The sequence below is a fragment of the Pseudovibrio sp. Tun.PSC04-5.I4 genome (assembly GCF_900104145.1).
GTDB lineage: Bacteria > Pseudomonadota > Alphaproteobacteria > Rhizobiales > Stappiaceae > Pseudovibrio.
On sequence record NZ_FNLB01000006.1, the window covers coordinates 2,825,664 to 2,846,491 of the forward strand.

The following is a 20,828-nucleotide window of genomic DNA, read 5'->3' on the forward strand; positions in this document are numbered from 1 at the left end:
GGCCTTTTTAAATTTACTCGACTAAATATTAGTCTTTTGCTGGCGCAGGAGCGGCCTCTTCGCGAGGAGCTTCCTTACCAGTTTCCTGGTCGACAACCTTCATGGAGAGGCGAACTTTACCGCGCTCATCGAAGCCCATGAGTTTAACGAAGACTTTTTCGCCTTCTTTCACAACGTCAGTCACTTTGCCAACCTTGCGAGGAGCAAGCTGGGAAATGTGTACCAGACCATCGCGAGCGCCGAAGAAGTTTACGAATGCGCCGAAGTCTACAGTCTTAACAACAGTACCTTCGTAGATTACGCCAACTTCTGGCTCAGCAGCGATGGAGTTGATCCAGTTGAGAGCAGCTTTAATCGCTTTACCGTCAGAAGAAGCCACCTTAACGGTGCCATCGTCTTCGATGTTCACTTTAGCGCCGGTCTTTTCAACGATCTCACGGATAACTTTACCGCCAGAACCGATAACTTCACGGATCTTGTCTACTGGGATCTTGATGACTTCAATGCGTGGGGCATGTTCACCAAGCTCAGAACGAGCCGTTGTGATTGCTTTAGACATTTCGTCGAGGATATGAACGCGGCCGCCTTTAGCCTGTTCCAGAGCAGCCGTCATGATCTCTTCGGTAATACCGTCGATCTTGATGTCCATCTGAAGAGCAGTGATACCGTCTGCAGTACCAGCAACTTTAAAGTCCATATCGCCGAGGTGATCTTCATCGCCAAGGATATCGGAGAGAACTGCGTAGCGCTCGCCTTCCTTGATGAGACCCATTGCGATGCCAGCTACAGGCGCTTTAAGCGGAACACCAGCGTCCATCAGGGACAGGGATGCGCCACAAACAGATGCCATGGAAGAGGAACCGTTGGACTCAGTGATTTCGGAAACAACACGCAGTGTGTATGGGAAATCGTGGTGAGCAGGCAACATTGGGCGTACTGCACGCCATGCCAGTTTACCGTGACCGATTTCACGACGTCCTGGGGAGCCCATGCGACCAGCTTCACCTACAGAGTAAGGAGGGAAGTTGTAGTGCAGCATGAATGCAGATTTAGTTGTGCCTTCGAGCTTATCAACGAACTGCTCGTCTTCACCTGTGCCCAGAGTTGCAACAACCATTGCCTGAGTTTCACCGCGTGTGAACAGGGAAGAACCATGCGCACGTGGCAGCATGCCAACTTCAGAAACGATTGAGCGAACTGTAGACAGATTGCGGCCATCGATACGGCTGCCGGTATCCAGGATACGGCCACGTACGATAGAAGCTTCTGCTTTTTTGAACAGATCGGAGATAACGGTCGCGTCAGGAGCACCTTCTTCGCCGTTTACGAGAGCTGCAACAACTTTGGCCTTCACAGCATCAACAGCAACTTTACGCTCTGTCTTTGCAGTGATGGAATATGCAGCGCCGAGTTCTTCAGCAGCAAGGCCTTGAACTTTAGCGAACAGAACAGAATGATCTGGCAGGTTCAGTTCGCGAGGAGCCTTTGCAGCTTTTTCTGCGAGCTGAATGATCGCATCAATTACTGGCTGGAATTCGCGGTGACCGAACATTACAGCGCCGAGCATGACTTCTTCAGTCAGTTCCTGCGCTTCAGATTCAACCATCAACACTGCGTCGTTGGTACCTGCAACAATCAGGTCCAGATCGGTTTCTTCCATCTGGTCAACTGTTGGGTTGAGAACGTATTCGCCGTTGATGAGACCAACACGCGCACCACCAATTGGGCCCATGAATGGCACGCCGGAGATGGTGAGAGCAGCAGATGCGCCAACCATTGCCAGAATGTCTGGTGCGTTCTCAAGATCGTGAGACAAAACAGTCAGAACAACCTGAGTTTCGTTTTTGTAACCCTCTACAAAGAGAGGACGGATCGGACGGTCGATCAGACGGGAAGTCAGGGTCTCGTGCTCAGACGGACGGCCTTCGCGCTTAAAGAAACCACCTGGGATGCGGCCAGCAGCGTATGCCTTTTCCTGATAATTAACGGTGAGTGGGAAGAAATCCTGACCTGACTTTGCAGTTTTCGCGGACACAACGGTCGCAAGAACTTTGGTCTCGCCGTATGTGGCCAGAACAGCGCCGTCAGCCTGACGGGCTACTTTGCCGGTTTCAAGGATGAGCGGACGGCCGCCCCATTCAACTTCCACGCGATGTATATCAAACATATCTCTATCCTAACGTTCGCCTCACCGGTTTGATGGTCGTCATCAAGTGTGAGGCTGTCATTTACCGACAACGCGCGCATATTTATGAACCCTGAAAACCGGGGTGCGCGGTGCCTTTTCAGGCGGAACGATTGCGGGCAAGACAACAAGAAACTCAAATGCACTTAAGTTTCTGGCAATCCTGCCAGGTCCCCATTCGCCTGTCTTCATTCTGGAAAAGAACTGCCTTCTCCAAAACAACCTCACATAACTTCAACAGATATATGAGTAATTTAAGCAAAACGCGGCAAGCTTGCGCTGCCGCGTTTTAAAAACTTCGTCTTAGCGACGAATGCCGAGACGCTCGATAAGGGTCTGGTAGCGAGCAACGTCTTTGCCCTTGACGTAGTCAAGAAGCTTACGACGAAGTGCAACCATTTTAAGAAGACCACGACGTGAGTGGTTGTCTTTCTTGTGGCCCTTGAAGTGCTCAGTCAGAACTGTAATGCGGTGTGTAAGGATAGCAACCTGTACTTCCGGGGAACCAGTGTCGCCTTCTTTGATCGCAAATTCTTTGATCAGTTCAGTCTTTTTTTCTAGCGTAATCGACATCGAGTTTTCCTTGTATTTTCATAGCAGTTTTCACTGCACATATAATTCACACCATCGAAATGGAGCGGTGCTCTTTCACAGAGCAATGTACTGATCTCGGGCAATGCCAAGATGTCGTCTAGCGAAGTCAGGCCAGCACATATTGACCGAAGAAGCATACACTTCCCGGCGGCGGGACTATGACTGAAAACCCCTCAAAAAACCAGAGGAATCTTAGTGTAACAAATTTCAATTTTCCAACCTACTTTGAAACCATAGGTATCAAGTTGGATCCGAATATTTGTGCCCCAATGAAGCACCTCTTTCCAATCATTTAGTAGGTCGGAGCATCGTATTCAATTCATGCTTTTTTGCATCAGTGATTAAACACGCGTTTGGGTTGGAACTCTCCTTTGGAGACCTCGCCGAATGCAATCAGCTTTCCGCCAGAAACCACATAGATTTCCTCAGGACCGATCGGAGCATCCGCGCCCCTTAACAAAATCGAGTTTCCCCGTCTCACACGCGCTGCGGCGTCCGAGGTGATTCTGAGCTCAGTCAACTGGTAGAGTGCTGTTTCGACTGGCTTGATCGTTTCCATCAGAGCTGCGTTTTCGAGCGGATTTTCGAAAGGAGATTCCTCACCTTCTTCGCAGTCCACCTTCATCGCTTCTTTTGCGGCACGCAGCTCGTCAAGAGTTACCATTTGCTCTTCACCAAATGGGCCAACAAGCAATCTACGGAGTTCCGTTACGCAGCCGCATGTTCCGAGACGCTCACCCAGATCTCGCGCAAGGGCACGAACATAGGTCCCTTTCCCACACTCAGCTTCAAAGATCGCACGATTTTCATCAGGGCATTCAATAAGATCAAGGCGGTGGACTTCAATAGTACGCGGCTCAAGCTTTACGTCCTCGCCACTACGTGCCAGATCGTACGCTCTATTACCATCCACTTTGATTGCCGAGAAAATCGGAGGCGTCTGCTCGATGGATCCGCAGAACTCAGATAGAACCGCAGTGATCTCGTCAACCGACGGACGAACGTCGGAAGTTTTAACCGGCTCGCCTTCAGCATCATCAGTCGTGGTCTGCGTGCCCCAAGTTACCTCAAAACGATAAACCTTGCGCCCATCCATGACATAAGGAACTGTTTTAGTTGCTTCTCCGAAAGCAATAGGCAGACACCCTGTTGCGAGGGGATCAAGCGTTCCTGCGTGTCCAACCTTCTCAGGATGGAATATTCTCTTCAACTGACTCAACGCATCGTTAGAGGTCAGGTTCAGAGGTTTGTCCAGAACGAGCCAACCGTTTACCGAAAAACGGGGCCTGCGTCGCTGTTGCTTCCGCGCCATACTGCTATGCTCTTATTCGTAAAATCTTTGAGTGATCTAAAACTAATGACCGGATTTAATCGCGGTCATTACCCTCTTGATCTTCGTCCTCGATGCCACCGTCAGCCCAGTCCTTGCGGATGACAGGCTCGAGCAAAAGGCGGGAGATCAGGTCATCGTCATCAAACCGTGTATCGGCCACAAAGCGCAGATCGCATGTGTATTTCGTGGTGACACGTCGTGCGACTTGACCGCGAAGATATCTTGCGTTGCGTTTAAGCGCCTCGATCACCACGGCAACATCTTGTCCGCCCATTGGCATAACCAAGACATCGGCCCACCGAAGGTCAGGTGACATGCGAACTTCCGGCACAGTTACTATAACGCCTTCCAGATCCGGATCAGTAATTTGCCCACGGGTTAGGATGTCAGACAGTTCTTTTCGAACAAGCTCGCCCACACGCAATTGGCGCTGAGACGGCTGACCTGCAAATTCATCGCGTGTTTTCGCCATTTTTGTCTCTCAATTTGCTTTGAGTTTGGAACAACAGAGCGCCGACGAGGATAAATCCACGCCGGCGCTGCTGAATGTTTATATCACTCGTTTGCTCTGCACTCTGTTAGAGGGAGCGAGCGATCTCTTCTACACGGAAGCACTCGATAACGTCACCGGCGCGCATATCCTTGTAGTTCGTGAAGTTCATGCCGCATTCAACACCGGATTCAACCTCTTTGACTTCATCTTTGAAGCGCTTGAGTGTACCCAGCTCACCTTCGTGGATGACGACATTGTCACGCAGCAAGCGAACTTGTGCGCCACGCTGAACGACACCTTCGGTGACGAGACAACCAGCAACACGACCGATTTTGGTGATGTTGAAGATTTCTCTGATGTCAGCGTTACCGAGGAAGGTTTCGCGACGCTCTGGTGCAAGCATACCAGACATAGTGGACTTCACATCGTCGATGAGGTCGTAAATCACGCTGTAGTAGCGGATCTCGACGCCTTCGCGGCGCGCAGCTTCCTGAGCCTGTTTGTTGGCACGTACGTTGAACGCCATGATTGGTGCTTTGGATGCAATCGCCAGAGTAATGTCGCTCTCGGTGATACCGCCAACGGAAGCTGCCACAACACGTGCGCCGACTTCGTCGTTGCCAAGTTCTTCGAGTGCACCCTGGATTGCTTCGGCAGAACCCTGCACATCTGATTTGACGATGAGCGGGAATTCTTTTTTGCCTTCTTCCTGCAAGCCCTTCATCATCGCTTCCAAAGAACCACGAGAGCCAGCAATACGTGCTGCCATCTTGTCGCGCTTCTGACGATGACGATATTCAGAAATCTCGCGAGCACGGCCTTCGTTTTCTACGACTGCAACCATGTCGCCAGCAGATGGTGTTGCTTGGAAGCCAAGAACTTCAACAGGTTTGGAAGGATCAGCTTCCTTAACCGGTTTACCGTTCTCGTCGAGCATTGCACGAACACGACCCCATTCGGAACCAGCGATGACAACATCACCAACCCGAAGTGTACCCTTCTGAACCAGAACGGTAGCAACCGGACCGCGACCGACATCGAGCTTAGCTTCGATAACAGTACCTTCAGCGGCACGGTCAGGGTTCGCTTTCAGCTCAAGAACTTCAGCCTGCAGCAGGATCATTTCGATCAGCTTATCAAGGTTGGTGCCTTCTTTAGCAGAGACCTCAACATCGATAACATCACCACCCATTGTTTCAACAACAAGGTCTTCACGAAGAAGATCGTTGCGAACACGGGAAGGATCTGCGCCTGGTTTATCCATTTTGTTGATCGCGATGATGAGCGGGACACCAGCAGCTTTTGCGTGAACAATAGCTTCTTTTGTCTGTGGCATCACACCATCATCAGCAGCAACCACAAGGATCACAATATCTGTAGATTTAGCACCACGAGCACGCATCTGAGTAAAGGCCGCGTGACCAGGAGTATCGATGAAGGTGACCTTCTGGCCATTCTGCTCGACTTGGTATGCACCAATATGCTGCGTAATGCCGCCGGCTTCACCGGAAGCAACGTTTTCCTTACGGAGCGCATCGAGAAGAGATGTCTTACCGTGATCAACGTGACCCATGATTGTAACAACCGGTGGACGGCTGGACAGATCAGTGTCGATGTCTTCAACGGTGAAGAGACCTTCTTCCACGTCAGATTCGGATACACGTTTAACGGTGTGACCCATTTCTGCAGCGATCAGTTCGGCGGAGTCAGCATCAATCACGTCGTTGATTTTCATCATCTGACCCTGCTTCATCAGCAGTTTGATGACGTCAACAGCACGTTCAGACATACGCTGAGCAAGATCTTGAATCGTGATCACTTCCGGGAGGATAACTTCACGCGCAACCTTCTCACGAACAACCTTCTGACCCTTACGCTTTTCTTTCTCACGACGACGGCGCATGGATGCCAATGAACGGTTACGACCTTCATCACCACCAGTTGCACGTGTAATCGTCAGTTTTGACTTACGACGATCATCGTTGCCTTTTGGCGTTGGCTTAGCAGCAACGATTGGCTTTTTAGGACGCAATGCCGGCTTAAGTGCCTTTTTGCTAACTTCCTTGCCAGTTTCCATGCTTTCGGCCGGAGCTGCAGTAACACCACCTGGACGACCACCGGCACCTGTTCGAGCACCTGGACGCGGAGCATCCAAACGTGGTGGCTTACCATCGCGCATTGGCGGACGGCCAGTGCGATCACCTGCCGGACGAGGACTACGATCACCTGCCGGACGAGGACCACGATCACCTGCTGGACGAGGACCACGATCACCTGCTGGACGAGGACCACGATCACCTGCTGGACGAGGACGATCACCTACTGGACGAGGACCACGATCACCTGCTGGACGAGGACGATCACCTGTACGAGCAGGGCGTTCTTCACGCGGTGCAGATTTAGGCGCTGCAGCGGCTTTCGCTGCTGCTTCCGCATCAGCTTTTGCTTTTGCTTCAGCTTCAGCCTTTGCACGAACGGCAGCTTCTGCAGCTTCAATTTTTGCGCGAGCTTCGTCTTCTACGCGTTGTTTTTCTGCTTCGACAGCACGCTGCGCAGCGAGAATTTCCTGACGTTTCGCTTCTTCTGCGCGACGCTTAGCATCCTCAACATCGCGAATCTTAGCCATTTTCAGTGCTGCGAGACGAGCGTCTGCTTCACCTTTGGTCAAGGTTTTCAGAACAGCACCACCGTTCTGACCGCCATTACCACTGCGGCGAGGACCGCTACGTTGACTGTTACTGTTGTTGTTGCGGGTGCCACCACGGGCGCCGCCTTCATTACGCTTCTGAGCATCACCCGCACCACGGCGAGCTTGCTGAGGACCGCGTTCCTGCGGCTGTCCCGGGCGCTTTTCTGTGCGTGCCGGAGAAGCTGCAGGAGCAGAAGGGGAAGCAGCAGCAGGCGCAGGTGCAGGTGTCGCGGTGCCTTCTTGGCCCGGCACAACTACACGGCGCTTCTTCTTTTCCACGACGACTGCCTTTGAGCGGCCGTGGGAAAAGCTCTGCTTTACAGTGCCCTTCTCAACGCTGCCTCCAAGTTTGAGGCCCAGCGTCTTTTTTTCCCCGCCGGTAGGATTGTCGTGGTTATCTTTGGTATCGCTCATATTGCCTTCAGTCCTGCGCCACTGCACCCTTTGTACCGTCGTCATCAGCTTCGACAGGAATTTCTCGGTACTGCGCAAGCCGTTGCGCATGCTTCGAAAAATTCCTACCTGCCTCGCCGGCCAGCAGTACAGCATGTATAACGTTTGCTCGACCCAAATGCGTACTCATTTGATCCGAGGTAAACAGGCGGATCACGCTGAGACGATCCACCTTGCCAAATCTTGAAGCGGCAACGGCCGCCAACTTACGCACGCCATCTTCCGAGGCTTCAATCACGTGCACCAGAGCAAGAACTCTCTCTTTTTTGAGAGCTGCCTCAACTTTCGAAAAGCCGACAATTAAGTCACCCGCTTTCCGGCTCATGGACAATGCGCCCAGAGCTGCCTGCTCTAGCAGTTCGTCAGTGTGGTCGGCCAAACCGTCTTCAGCGTTAACCTGCTCCTTAAAGCCTCTCGAAAAAGCGCGCCTTTTTATCGCTTCTTGCAAAACAGACTTCTTTGCCGTCACCCATACCCCACGTCCTGGGAGGGTGCTTTTGAGATCTATAACAACAGTTTTGTCAGGAGCCATAACGAATCTGAGAAGATCTTTCACCGGTAGAACTTCACGCGTAACTGCGCAGGTCCGTTCTGTCGGTTCATTTTTTCTCGGCACTTCGTTATCCCAATCCAACTATTGTTGTTATTTTTCATTAAGTTACAGGGGTGTAGAGTCTCGCAGCACCTTGCTACAAATTCAACACACCCCCGCATAAAACCTTTTTTCTGCAGTTTAACACTACAGATTACTCAGAGGACTGATCGCTTTTTTCGTCTTCTGCAACGCTCTCTTGCGCCAATTCCTCATCAACGTCAACCGCAGTCTCGTCGAATGTTTCGGCTTCGATGGTTTCTTCGTCGCCTTCATATTCGCCGTCTTCACTGCTCAGCTCTTCTTCAGAAACCTCAATGAGGTCCTCTGCAGAGATCCAACCAGCTGCTACACGAGCTGACATTACGATGCTTTCAGCATCTGCGCGAGCCATATCGAAGCCGCTCAGAGTTCCCTCAACGCGAATAGTTTCTTTATCCTTACGTTCCGTCCAGCCTACGAGATCGTCAGCTGCACAACCAGCAAGGTCTTCCATGGTTTTGATTTCATCTTTACCCAACGCCACGAGCATAGCAGAGGTAAGACCAGGGACCTGAACAAGCTCGTCAGAAACACCTAGTTTGCGACACTCTTCTACAAGTTTCGCTTCCTGCTCTTCCAGATACTCACGTGCGCGAGCTTGAATTTCGTCGGCGGTTTCTTCGTCGAAGCCTTCAATGGAGGAGATTTCTTCGATGTCAACGTACGCGACTTCCTCGACAGAAGTAAAGCCTTCAGATGCGAGAAGTTGAGAAACCAGCTCGTCAACATTAAGCGTGTTTTGGAATAGATCGGAGCGAACCTGGAATTCCTTCTGACGCCGCTCGGATTCTTCCGCTTCCGTCATAATGTCAATACCCCAACCTGTCAGCTGAGAGCCGAGGCGGACGTTCTGACCACGACGACCGATTGCCAGAGACAACTGATCGTTAGGAACAACAACTTCAATCCGTTCTGAATCTTCGTCAATAACAACTTTTGATACTTCAGCTGGCTGAAGCGCATTAACAATGAAGGTTGCGGCATCATCATTCCAAGGAATAATGTCGATCTTTTCGCCCTGAAGCTCACCTACTACGGCTTGCACACGGGAACCGCGCATACCAACACAAGCGCCAACCGGATCAATTGAACTATCATTGGATAGAACAGCTATCTTAGCGCGAGAACCCGGATCACGAGCGACAGCTCTAATCTCGATCACGCCATCATAAATTTCTGGCACTTCCTGAGCGAAGAGCTTCGCCAGGAACTGCGGGTGTGTACGGGACAGGAATACCTGCGGCCCGCGCTGTTCGCGACGCACATCAAAAATGAGTGCACGAATACGATCACCGTTGCGGAAGATTTCGCGAGGGATCAATTCATCGCGGCGAACGACTGCTTCGCCCTTACCGGTATCAACAACAACGTTGCCGTATTCAACACGCTTAACGACGGCATTAAGAACTTCACCGATACGATCTTTGAATTCATCGTACTGCTGATCGCGTTCTGCTTCGCGAACCTTTTGAACGATAACCTGCTTTGCAGACTGCGCGGCAATACGGCCGAAATCCAAAGGAGGCAATGGATCTGCCATAAAATCGCCAACGGTTGCATCTGGGTTACGCTCTTGCGCATCAACCAGAGCAATCTCAGTGGAGATATTTTCGACAATATCGACGACCTGCAGCAAGCGCTGGAGACGGATCTCGCCAGTTTTAGGGTTGATCTCTGCCCGAACTTCAGTTTCAGAGCCATAGCGAGAGCGAGCGGCCTTTTGAATTGCATCTTCAAGAGCGCCAATCACGATACTACGGTCAATCGATTTTTCACGGGCGACCGCCTCAGCGATCTGCAGCAGTTCTAAACGGTTTGCGCTGATAGCCATTTCTCGTCAACTCCTTCACGCCCTGCTTACTTTCACACTAGCAGGAACATCAAAACAAAAGGGAGGCTCTCTAGCAGCAGAACCGCCCATATCCCATTGCGCAACAAAAACAGTTAATCAGTGTTCTTGATAACTATCATCATCCGTAGACTCTCCACGGGCTGCTTTTGCGGCTTTATCGGCCTTTAGGGCCGCATCAATCAGTTCATCCGTCAAAACCAGCGTTGCTGATCCAACTTCGTCGAGCGGCAGTCGCGCGGTGTCATCCTGACCTTCTGGAACGTCCGTCATTTTCAAAACGGCACATCCATCTTCAACAGCGATAATTTTCCCACGATACCGCTTGCGTCCTGCTTGCGGAACCGACATTTCAATCTTCACAACATGTCCGGCCCAGCCAACAAAGTCGCCAGCACGAACGAGTGGGCGATCGATGCCCGGGGAAGAAACTTCGAGGTGATATGCCTCGCTAATCGGGTCGTCCACATCCAGCGCCGGAGAAACTGCGTGGCTGATTTCTTCGCAATCTTCAACAGCCATTGTCCCATCCGGACGCTCAGCCATAATTTGAAGGGTGCAGCCGTTGTTTCCGTTCACACGGATGCGCACCAGCCGGTAGCCCAGATCTTCTACAACTGGTTCGACAATTTCAGCTACGCGGGCTTCTAAACCCTTTTCTTTTACAATCCGGGGATCGTTTTCGTCCACTTGGTACCTATCGACTTTATGCAAAGACACCCTTGGTGCTTTGTCAGTTATTTTCGGATACCTGAAAATCCATAATCAGGTATCAATACCGACTTAGCTAATAAAAAAGAGCGGGCCCTTTTGGGGCCCACTCCTCAATGCTCTTAACTGAGCCGATAGAGAATTCGTACCAGCAATATAGTCATTTGACCGCTGTATGCAACAGAAAAACAAAGTGGCAGGAAACAAAAGCGAGTTGATTTTAGGTTTCCGTCTCTGAAACACGTAAAAACGTCAAGTAACGACCAACTCTTCCTTCTCTATGTGCCTTACGTTCGTAACGCGTGCCGGGCCAGTTTTCCCAAGGAGTACGCCAATCTGTGGCACACTCGGCCCCCCACTCAAATGCAGGGTGCTTTCGGCAATGGGATAGGGTCCAGTCAACATATGTATCGATATCACTGGCGAAGCGGTATTCACATTCAGGCTTAAGTGCGCGGCCAATTCGAGACAGGTTAATCTGGTTTACAAACCGTCGCTTCCAGTGTTTCTTTTTGGGCCAAGGATCCGGGTAAAGCTGGTAAGCCATATCAAGGGATGCCTTCGGCAACCAATCCAGTAACTTACCTGCATCATCATCATACAAACGAATGTTTTTAATGCCGTATTCTTCGATACTGGAAACAGCTTTGACGATGCCGGAACTGAATGGCTCACACCCGATAAACCCAATTTCCGGATTTTCACGTGCGCGGTGAATGAGATGCTCAGATCCCCCAAATCCAATTTCAAGGCAAACGCTTTTCACTGGGACGGGGAATAACTCTGCCAGGTTTTCTGGAGGAGACTGTTTCAGGTCCAATGCCATATGGGGCAGAATGTCCTGAAGAAGCTGCGATTGTCGCGGGCTTGCTGGCTTTCCGGCGCGGCGGCCGAAAAAGGAGCCTTTGTAGTGATCTACCATGGTTCTCATAAATACAAACTGGCCGGATATTACTCCGGCCAATTGTTAATTCTCTAGCGTTAGAGTTTAAGCGTAGGCTCTCTCTACAGCATCACGTAGGCTATGGACAAGGTCGATTTTCTCCCACGAGAAACCACCATCGCCTTCAGCATCACGGCCAAAATGTCCATAGGCTGCAGTCCGAGCATAAATTGGCTTATTCAAACCGAGGTGCTCACGAATCCCGCGAGGCGTCAGTCTCATAACTTCGCGAATTGCCACTTCGACACGTTCTGCTTCAACACGGCCCGTACCATGCAAGTTCACGAATACAGACTGCGGCTCTGCAATTCCAATCGCGTATGCCAGCTGAATCGTGCACTGATCTGCAAGATCAGCAGCGACTACGTTTTTCGCCAGATAGCGCGCAGCGTATGCGGCGGAGCGGTCAACCTTGGTCGGATCTTTACCAGAGAATGCGCCACCACCGTGCGGGGCTGCACCACCGTAAGTGTCCACGATGATCTTGCGGCCCGTCAGACCACAATCTCCATCAGGACCACCAATTACGAACTTACCAGTTGGGTTGATGTGCCAAATGGTATTGTTGGTTACCCAATCACGGGGAAGAGCGGCACAAATGTACGGCTCAACAACAGCACGAACATCGTCAGATGTCATGCTCTCGTCCAGATGCTGGGTTGAAAGAACAATGGATGTCGCTTCTACCGGCTTGCCGTCTTCATAGCGAATGGACACCTGACTTTTCGCATCCGGGCCGAGCGTTGGCTCGTTACCAGATTTGCGTGCATCGGCAAGCAGGCGCAAAATCTTGTGTGCGTAAAGGATTGGCGCAGGCATCAACTCTTCGGTTTCGCGACATGCGTAACCGAACATAATACCCTGATCGCCAGCGCCTTCATCTTTGTTGTTAGCCGCATCAACGCCTTGCGCAATATCCGCGGACTGACCGTGAAGAAGAATCTGAACTTCAAGATCTTTCCAGTTAAATCCAGCTTGCTCATATCCGATGTCTTTGACAGCGAGGCGAGCAATATGTGCTAGATATTCCTGAGTAAGAGTAGCCGGGCCACGGGTTTCACCTGCAATTACAAGCTTGTTGGTGGTTGCGAGAGTCTCACACGCCACACGGGCCTCTGGCATTTCTTTGAGAAATGCATCTACGATAGTGTCTGATACACGATCACAAACCTTGTCGGGATGGCCTTCTGAAACCGATTCCGACGTGAACACGTAGTTCTGACGAGCCATTGGCAAACGTCCTTCTGGGAAGAATTATATAAGTGAAGCGACGGCATATCCGTCGCTTCAGATGTTACATCAAACAAGGAATGTCGGTTACGTCAAGAGATTTAGATCAAAATTTCAATCTCATTGCGAAAATTTGAGGTCTCAAACTGTACCTTCATCCCCAGCAATACTCTTTACGAGCTCTACAATCTTCTTGCGAATTTTAGGGCTCTCGATCCGAACAAATGCCTTGTTCAAGGCTAAACCATCAGAAGATGACAAAAAGTCGACAACATAAGTTGTTTGCGGGTTATCACCAACTCCTGGCACCTCATCAGGCGTACCCGGCGCATCTTCAAAGAAGAACGCAACAGGCACTTTCAGAACGGTCGCGATGTGTTGCAGACGACTTGCGCCGATACGGTTGGTTCCTTTTTCGTACTTCTGTATCTGCTGGAACGTAATACCAAGGCTCTCGCCGAGTTTTTCTTGGCTCATGCCTAGCATCATACGGCGCAAACGGACACGGCTGCCGACATGAATATCGATAGGGTTTGGTGCTTTTTTGCTGGGCATTTTCAAAAGGCCCTCTTCTTGAGTTTTTAACGGTACTTGACCGTGGGTTTTTATTTAAACGAGAGCGCAATTCAGCTACTCTCGCAAGAACGCAATTCATCAAACCTGCATTCGACAGTCGCCAGACGGCCTTCATATCAGGCTGTGGCGGCAGGTGATAAAAATTTTCATCACACAATTTACGGGCGGAGACGAAAACCTTTACGTGTATTAGATGACGACATTTGCGTGCATTCGTCAATCTCTACGGGTAGGTAATAATTTCTGCATTACCAATAGGAGACTAACAAGTACTAGAATAATTCCCCAAAAAATTGAATCACCCATCCTCGCGTAAAGCGTGGGCTTTAGTAATTTAGGCAATTCACTATCGAAACTCCCAACTTTATTTAAAACAACTTTTGCGAGTATTCTACCATTTGAATCTACTAGGCTAGAAATACCAGTATTTGCAGCTCGCACCAACGGCACGCCCTGCTCTACTGCTCTAATTCTTGCTTGAGCTAAATGTTGATAAGGACCGGCAGTTTCACCAAACCAACCGTCATTCGTTAGATTTACGAGCAGGTTAGGGCGCTCAGATACTGGAAGCCTCGTTTGCGGAAAAATCGCTTCATAACAAATCAACGGCTGAAAACTAAATGAATTTTTTAAAACTATTTTTGTGTGCTTTGTACCAGCCGTAAAGTCTGATGGGGCTGGAACTAACCTTTCCACACCAATGGATTGCAGCCAAGACCGTTGAGGTAGATATTCCCCAAATGGGACAAGCCGCACTTTGTCATAGCTATCAAAGATCACACCCTCGTCAGTTACAACGAAAGTACTGTTAAAAAATCGATTACCGGTCTGAGACAGTTCGCGGCGAATACCGCCTGTAATCAACATTGTATTATCTGGAAGCATCGCAGCAACAGCGTCCAGAGCACCGGGCTCCTCCTCCAGCAAGAACGGAAAAGCAGATTCAGGCCAGACTACAAGTGTCTCACCGTTACGCTTAGCCTCCAACAATGCCATTTCAGTCTGCTCCAGATAAAGCGGCAGCAACCGGTTTCGATTTTCTGGTTTCCATTTATCAGCTTGCGGGACGTTAGGTTGAATCACCAGTACTCTAAGCCCTTCAACCATATGTTGAGGCGCTTGCAACCGATCTGTTCCGTAAAAAATCAGTGCTGCCCACACTGTCACGCTAGCGGTGATGTAGATAGCTGAGGTTCTATTCCTACCATCCAATAAAACTACCGGCATGGAAAACAACAGAAGTACAAGTAACCCGACGCCGTATATGCCGAACAATGAGAAACTTTGCATCAACGTTAGATTATCAGCAAATGCATAGCCCCAAACGTTCCATGGGAACCCAGTGAGGACATTGCCGCGTAGCCAGTTTGAAACAGACAATGCGATGGCAAAGACCAAAAGGCGGCTTATTCCACTCTTCCAAACAAGAGAAGCTAATCCGAGCATCGCTGAAGGGAATAAAGCCAGACCGCCCGGCAGAATGATCAGCGCAAACGGAATCATCCACCCATAACTTTTGGCATCAACGAGAAACGCCTCGGCAATCCAAAATAAGTTAACCAGAAAAAACCCAAAGAAAAACCACCAGCCTGTGACGAAAAAAGACTTCAGAGCGACTTTAAGTTTTCCACCCGCTTGTTCTTTAGAGCCATCAAGGAGCAGAATAAGCACTGGCAGACTTACCCATAAAACCGGGAAGGCGCCGTATGGCGGGAATGCAAATGCTGAGAGTAGGCCACTCAAAGCCGCTAGGCCAACACGTCTCCAACCGGATAATCCTCGAATATTAGCTATCATTGCCCGAGATCTATCAATGGCAGAGACCATGCCCTACTCCCGTAAAAATTACATTGGTTTAAATATAGTCGCAGCAGAGTCGTTACTCTGCTGCCTCAGACCGACGAGGACGTGCGCGCTGCGCAACCACACGCTGATCTGGTCGACGCTTTGAAATCTTAAGGCGTTTAATGCGCCTTAAATCAGCATCCATCACCTCGAACTCAAATGAAGGCAAGCTTCGATCAATAATCAACTCACCACGCACCGGAACTCGATCCAACACTGTGAACAGCAAGCCACCCAAGGTGTCGACTTCATCAGTTTGCTCTTCGCCAACCTTAAAATCGGCTCCAAGCTCTTCCTGAAGGTCTTCTAGATCAATCCGAGGATCAACGACCCAGACACCCGGCCCGACGTTCATAATAAGTTCTTCTTCGTCCTTATCATGCTCATCTTCGATGTCTCCGACCACTGTTTCGACGATATCTTCAAGTGAAACGAGGCCATCAGTTCCGCCATACTCGTCGATCACAAGTGCCATTTGAACGCGAGTGACCTGCATCTTCTTCATGAGATCAGATGAGGACATAGACGGCGGTACAAAGTGCAATGGTCGCACCAAACTAGTCGCATTTAGCGGCGTTGATAGGTCAACACACGACAAATCCAACAAAGCCTCTTCTTCAGAAAATTTGTCGGAGGAGTTTTTTTCTGATTTCGCAGGTTTCACGAGAGCCAACGGAACATCTACCTGCTGCGCTTTGGCAGCAAGTTCCACGAAGTACGACATAAGGTCCTTTATATGGACCATGCCTCGCGGGTCATCCAGATTGTCGTGATAAATTGGCATCCGAGAGTGGCCAGACGCATGGAACAGCGCCATCACTTCGCCAATAGTCGTCGTGTCTTCCACCGCTTCAATATCCGCACGGGGGATCATGACGTCTTCAACACGAGATTCACGTAGCTTGAGGATGTTTGTCAGGAACTCGCGTTCTTCCTTCGTAAAGGCGGCATCTGCGCCCTCACTGTCACGCGCCAACTCATCCTCTAAATCCTCGCGCAGGGAAACAGCCGCGTTACGCCGCAGGCTTCTGAGCGGATTTAGTCTGAATTTCAGCCTAGTCCAAAAACCAGGCTTAATCACTTGGGGTTCAAGGGGTTCTTCAACAACGGCTGCGCCGGTACTTCCAGTAGATTCTGTGGTCTCTACTTGATCGGAGGCACTGCCACCTTCTGTACTTCGAGGTTCCGGGCTCATCTCTCTCTCGTTTTTCCCTGTTTCACTAATATATACAGGGGTGTCATTTATCTGCCTTTAATGGCGCGTCTTTGTATGGGTCGGATATCTGGAGCATCGCCAAAATCAAACGTTCTTCGGCTTCCATTTCTTCCGCCTCTTCATCAATTTGGTGATCGTATCCAAAAAGATGAAGGGTTCCATGAACAATAAGATGAATTAGATGGTGTTCAAATGGAATTTCCAGTTCTTTAGCTTCGCGCTTTACCGTCTCGAATGCAATAATAATATCACCGAGAAGAGGGCCAAACGGAGGCTCTTCACCATCATCACCAGGAAAAGAAAGGACATTGGTGGGCTTATCCTTCTGGCGCCACGTTTTGTTCAATTCCTGAATATGGGCATCATCTGTGAAAACCAGAGAGACTTCTGTGTTCTCCAGCACTTCCAGATCACTTGTCGCAAAAGCAGCGGCGATGGCTTTCAGCGCAGTCGCTTCAAGCTTATCTTCGCTGCCCCAGTCACCTGCCTCAACCAACAGATCTACGTGTACGGGACACGCTGGAAACTCACTCATTCCTTAGAGCCTTGTTTAGCATTCATTCTGGCAATGTCTTCGGCCTGCCTGCGCTCTTTCGCCTCCAAGCGACGGCGGCTCTCACTATCGTAAGCACCGACGATACGACCTACAAGCTCATGACGCACTACGTCAGATTCTGTGAATTCCACGCGAGCAATCCCCTCGACACCATCGAGAATTTTTAGAGATTCACGCAGGCCAGATATTTGCCCTGGAGGCAGATCGACCTGACTCGGATCACCTGTGACGATCATCTTGGAGTTTTCACCTAAACGCGTCAGAAACATCTTCATCTGCATGGATGTGGTGTTTTGCGCCTCATCCAGAATAACGACGGCATTGGAAAGCGTACGCCCACGCATAAACGCGAGCGGCGCAACTTCAATTATGCCGCTTTCCAAGCCGCGCTCCAGCTTCTCCGGGGCCATCATTTCATTGAGGCCATCGTAGAGTGGACGTAGATATGGATCGACTTTGTCTTTCATATCACCGGGCAGGAACCCAAGACGCTCACCAGCTTCAACAGCTGGACGAGACAAGATCATACGATCGATTTCACCACGCTCCAAAAGAGCAGCAGCATACGCCACAGCAAGGAAGGTTTTACCGGTACCAGCAGGGCCAACCCCGAAGGTCAGATCAGAACGATCCATAGCTCGGATGTAAGCATCCTGAGCGGCCGTTCTGGCGACGAGTGTTTTACGGCGCGTCGCGATTTTGGCAAATGCCATACGCGACTTTGGTTCCATCGTCGGCAAGGCCATTTGCGCCTCTGAAACTTCTGCCAGACGGATAGCACCATCCACATCGCCTGATGTCACTTCGTGGCCGCCTTGCAAGCGCATATAAAGCGTCTCCAGAGCAAGCTTTGCCTGCTCCGTTGCGGTCTTATTGCCACGGATGGTGACCTGATTGCCGTGAGCAACAGCCTCCACACCCAACCGCTGTTCGAGCAGCGCAAGGTTTTGGTCGAACTGACCGAAAAGGTCGTTCACAAGCCTGTTGTCTTCGAATGCCAACACCACATGCATCATATCGGATGCCGCAATGGGGCGCATGGCCGTCCTTGAAGTGGACGTTGTCTGGGCTTTGCCCTTCAAATAATGCCTCCGTTCACATTCACGCAAGAATCTGGAAGCATCATGCACCTAAACAAGGCGCCCTTCCAGACTATTTGCACTCGTAGCGACGATTTCTACGGTTCCAATTTCACCATAGAGATCTTTGGGTGCATTTACATGAACAGGCTGTAGCCAAGGTGAACGCCCTGCAAGTTGGCCTTCTTTGCGGCCTTCTTTTTCAAAAAGAACATCAATTGTTTTGCCAACTAATGATGTGTTGAAATCTTTTTGCTGAGAGCTAAGCAGTTGTTGCAATTCTGCAAGCCGTTCAGATTTAACATGTTCTTCGACTTGCGCTTCAAACGTAGCACCTGGCGTACCCGGGCGCGGGCTATACTTGAAGGAAAACGCGGAGCCATAGGTTACGCGACGGATAAGATCGAGCGTATCCTTGTGGTCTTGATCTGTTTCACCCGGAAAACCGACAATAAAATCACCAGATAGTGCGATATCAGCGCGTGCTTCACGAATCTGATCAATCATACGGAAATAATCGTCACGGGTGTGCTTCCGGTTCATCACCTTGAGGATTGCATCAGATCCTGACTGAACTGGCAGGTGCAGATAGGGCATGAGAACATCGAGATCGCGGTGCGCTGCAATCAGGCTATCTTCCATATCCCGTGGGTGAGATGTGGTGTAGCGCAGACGCTTAATGCCGTCGATTTCTGCAAGGCGGAATAGAAGTTCACCAAGACCCCATTCACGACCATCGGGACCTTCGCCATGCCAAGCATTCACGTTCTGGCCCAGCAATGTCACTTCACGCACGCCAGCAGCGGCTAGACGCTCCGTTTCCATCACAATCTGCTCAACCTTACGGGAGACTTCAGCACCGCGCGTGTAAGGCACAACACAGAAGGTACAGAATTTATCGCAGCCTTCTTGCACGGTTACAAAAGCGGTCACGCCGCGCTTGCGCACAGCTTCCTTTGAGGGCGTTGCCAGATGTTTGAATTTGTCCTGAATATCGAATTCGGTCTCAACCACTTTTACGCCGCTCTCAGCCTTTTTCAGCAAGTCCGGCAAGCGGTGATAGGATTGAGGGCCAACCACCAAATCAACGATTGGTGCGCGGCGAGAGATTTCCGCCCCTTCAGCCTGCGCAACACACCCAGCAACGGAAACCATCATCTGTTTTCCGTTTTTAGCTTTTTCAGCCTTCAGCTTACGAATACGCCCAAGTTCAGAATAAACTTTCTCTGCAGCCTTCTCACGGATGTGGCACGTGTTCAGAATCACAAGATCGGCATCGTCAAGACTGTCCGTTTTGGTAAAACCGTCGCTCGTTAACACATCGCTCATACGATCGGAATCGTAAACATTCATCTGACAACCATAGGTCTTGATAAAAACCTTGCGGGTCGCTTCTGTTTTTTCAGGCGCCGCCACAGTGTTTTCAGACTGGTTCAGTTCTTCATTCTCGATAATGTTATCCATTAAATCCTCAGGTGGATCTGCAGTTGGGCTTAGTTCGGTTTTCCGATCCCAACATTCCAAGCGCGCCTGCTCAATTCAAAAGCAGCATCAGCTCTTCATTTTTCGAATTTTGGCAGCTTTACTCTGTTTTTCACAGAATGAGAAGCCTTGACTTTGATTGAGCTAGACCAATGCATTCTCTTTGGGAAGGTTTCCCTGCAATGCTTCAATAGTCATCGTTCGAACCTGATCTTCCAGATCTCGGGTTAACCGTTTGCGATTAGTTGTTTTTTCAATCGGAACAGCTTCACCCCAAGTGAGATCAACGTCCAATCCGCCTTCTTTTAGGACGCACCACAAATGACCCGCTAATTCCATATCACCGTACCAAGCAACATGCGAACGCCAAGAGCGGCCCATGGGCATGCCTTGCAGCCGAGTATAAGCGATTGATAGCGGCTGAACGTATGCTGCGGCGTCCTCATCAAAACTCATAGCATGATGAACAGCTCCAACGAGAGCAGACCGAAATGGCAAAACTTCATTGCCATTGCTCGACGTCCCTTCAGCAAACAAGATCATTGCATCGCCTTGAACCATTCGGCTTGCTATGGCCTTAGCAACGCGACCAGTATCGGACCTTCGCTGACGATTTACGAAAACTGTACGCTGGAGCCTCGCAAACATTCCCAAAATCGGCCAACCCGCAACTTCTGATTTGGCGATGAAACTGAGTGGGGCTGTACAACCAATCACAACAATATCGAGCCAGGAGCAATGATTAGCTGCCACTAATAGAGGGCGTTGCTCCGCCATCTTTCCATGCTGGCGAACACGAATGCCAATCAGGCGTGAAGCAGCTTTGTGCCAGAGCAAAGGCAGTTTTCGTTGAAGAGACCAGCCGGTTTTCATTGCAACCCACTGAAGGGGAATGAGAGCCAGTGTCACCAATGTAAGCGCGATAAGAATGCAAACTGCTCTGACAGCTGCCATACGCGG

The 20,828-nt window shown here is 50.2% G+C and carries 17 protein-coding genes; all 17 read right to left on the reverse strand.

All coding sequences use genetic code 11. The features are described 5' to 3' along the window. Positions 1-28: 28 nt before the first annotated feature. The 17 genes from pnp to BLS62_RS18530 all read right to left on the reverse strand — a co-directional run bounded on the left by pnp (position 29) and on the right by BLS62_RS18530 (position 20,822). Entirely contained in the window at positions 29-2,167 is a 2,139-nt protein-coding gene (gene pnp / locus BLS62_RS18450) for a polyribonucleotide nucleotidyltransferase (protein ID WP_093183705.1), read from the reverse strand. 321 nt (positions 2,168-2,488) lie between these two features. Next, positions 2,489-2,758, reverse strand: a complete 270-nt coding sequence (rpsO, locus tag BLS62_RS18455; protein ID WP_093183708.1) for a 30S ribosomal protein S15 — start codon at positions 2,756-2,758, stop codon at positions 2,489-2,491. Positions 2,759-3,113: 355 nt separating this feature from the next. Further along, positions 3,114-4,091 carry a tRNA pseudouridine(55) synthase TruB gene (gene truB, locus BLS62_RS18460; protein ID WP_093183711.1) on the reverse strand — a complete coding sequence of 326 codons (978 nt, stop codon included), beginning with the start codon at positions 4,089-4,091 and terminating at the stop codon, positions 3,114-3,116. Between the two features lie 55 nt (positions 4,092-4,146). Beyond that, positions 4,147-4,584 (reverse strand): 30S ribosome-binding factor RbfA, encoded by a 438-nt coding sequence (gene rbfA / locus BLS62_RS18465; RefSeq protein WP_093183713.1) that lies wholly within the window; start codon positions 4,582-4,584, stop codon positions 4,147-4,149. A gap of 106 nt (positions 4,585-4,690) precedes the next feature. After that, positions 4,691-7,708, reverse strand: a complete 3,018-nt coding sequence (infB, locus tag BLS62_RS18470) for a translation initiation factor IF-2 (protein WP_093183717.1) — start codon at positions 7,706-7,708, stop codon at positions 4,691-4,693. 7 nt (positions 7,709-7,715) lie between these two features. After that, positions 7,716-8,363, reverse strand: coding sequence for an RNA-binding protein (locus BLS62_RS18475; RefSeq protein WP_093189174.1), 648 nt, complete (start codon positions 8,361-8,363; stop codon positions 7,716-7,718). A gap of 130 nt (positions 8,364-8,493) precedes the next feature. After that, a complete protein-coding gene (nusA, locus tag BLS62_RS18480; RefSeq protein WP_093183720.1) occupies positions 8,494-10,212 on the reverse strand; it encodes a transcription termination factor NusA in 1,719 nt (572 codons plus the stop codon). A 117-nt stretch (positions 10,213-10,329) separates the two neighbouring features. Continuing rightward, positions 10,330-10,920, reverse strand: coding sequence for a ribosome maturation factor RimP (rimP, locus tag BLS62_RS18485; RefSeq protein WP_093183723.1), 591 nt, complete (start codon positions 10,918-10,920; stop codon positions 10,330-10,332). A 241-nt stretch (positions 10,921-11,161) separates the two neighbouring features. Next, complete coding sequence (locus BLS62_RS18490; RefSeq protein ID WP_093183726.1) at positions 11,162-11,863, reverse strand: tRNA (guanine(46)-N(7))-methyltransferase TrmB; 702 nt, start codon at positions 11,861-11,863, stop codon at positions 11,162-11,164. A gap of 66 nt (positions 11,864-11,929) precedes the next feature. Continuing rightward, the gene (gene metK / locus BLS62_RS18495; RefSeq protein ID WP_093183729.1) at positions 11,930-13,114 is read right to left on the reverse strand and encodes a methionine adenosyltransferase; all 1,185 of its coding nucleotides are present in this window, start codon (positions 13,112-13,114) and stop codon (positions 11,930-11,932) included. 141 nt (positions 13,115-13,255) lie between these two features. Continuing rightward, positions 13,256-13,669, reverse strand: a complete 414-nt coding sequence (locus BLS62_RS18500) for a helix-turn-helix domain-containing protein (protein ID WP_093183732.1) — start codon at positions 13,667-13,669, stop codon at positions 13,256-13,258. A gap of 237 nt (positions 13,670-13,906) precedes the next feature. Further along, positions 13,907-15,517, reverse strand: coding sequence for an apolipoprotein N-acyltransferase (gene lnt / locus BLS62_RS18505; protein ID WP_093183734.1), 1,611 nt, complete (start codon positions 15,515-15,517; stop codon positions 13,907-13,909). Between the two features lie 52 nt (positions 15,518-15,569). Continuing rightward, positions 15,570-16,730 carry a hemolysin family protein gene (locus BLS62_RS18510; RefSeq protein ID WP_093183737.1) on the reverse strand — a complete coding sequence of 387 codons (1,161 nt, stop codon included), beginning with the start codon at positions 16,728-16,730 and terminating at the stop codon, positions 15,570-15,572. 43 nt (positions 16,731-16,773) lie between these two features. Beyond that, positions 16,774-17,286: an rRNA maturation RNase YbeY gene (gene ybeY, locus BLS62_RS18515; protein ID WP_093183740.1), complete on the reverse strand. Its 513-nt coding sequence runs from the start codon at positions 17,284-17,286 to the stop codon at positions 16,774-16,776. Next, a complete protein-coding gene (locus BLS62_RS18520) occupies positions 17,283-18,347 on the reverse strand; it encodes a PhoH family protein (protein WP_244283599.1) in 1,065 nt (354 codons plus the stop codon). The genes ybeY and BLS62_RS18520 overlap by 4 nt, the downstream gene beginning before the upstream one ends. 90 nt (positions 18,348-18,437) lie before the next feature. Continuing rightward, entirely contained in the window at positions 18,438-19,850 is a 1,413-nt protein-coding gene (gene miaB, locus BLS62_RS18525; RefSeq protein WP_093183743.1) for a tRNA (N6-isopentenyl adenosine(37)-C2)-methylthiotransferase MiaB, read from the reverse strand. Between the two features lie 162 nt (positions 19,851-20,012). Further along, positions 20,013-20,822 (reverse strand): lyso-ornithine lipid O-acyltransferase, encoded by an 810-nt coding sequence (locus tag BLS62_RS18530; protein ID WP_200798541.1) that lies wholly within the window; start codon positions 20,820-20,822, stop codon positions 20,013-20,015. Between the last annotated feature and the right edge of the window lie 6 nt (positions 20,823-20,828).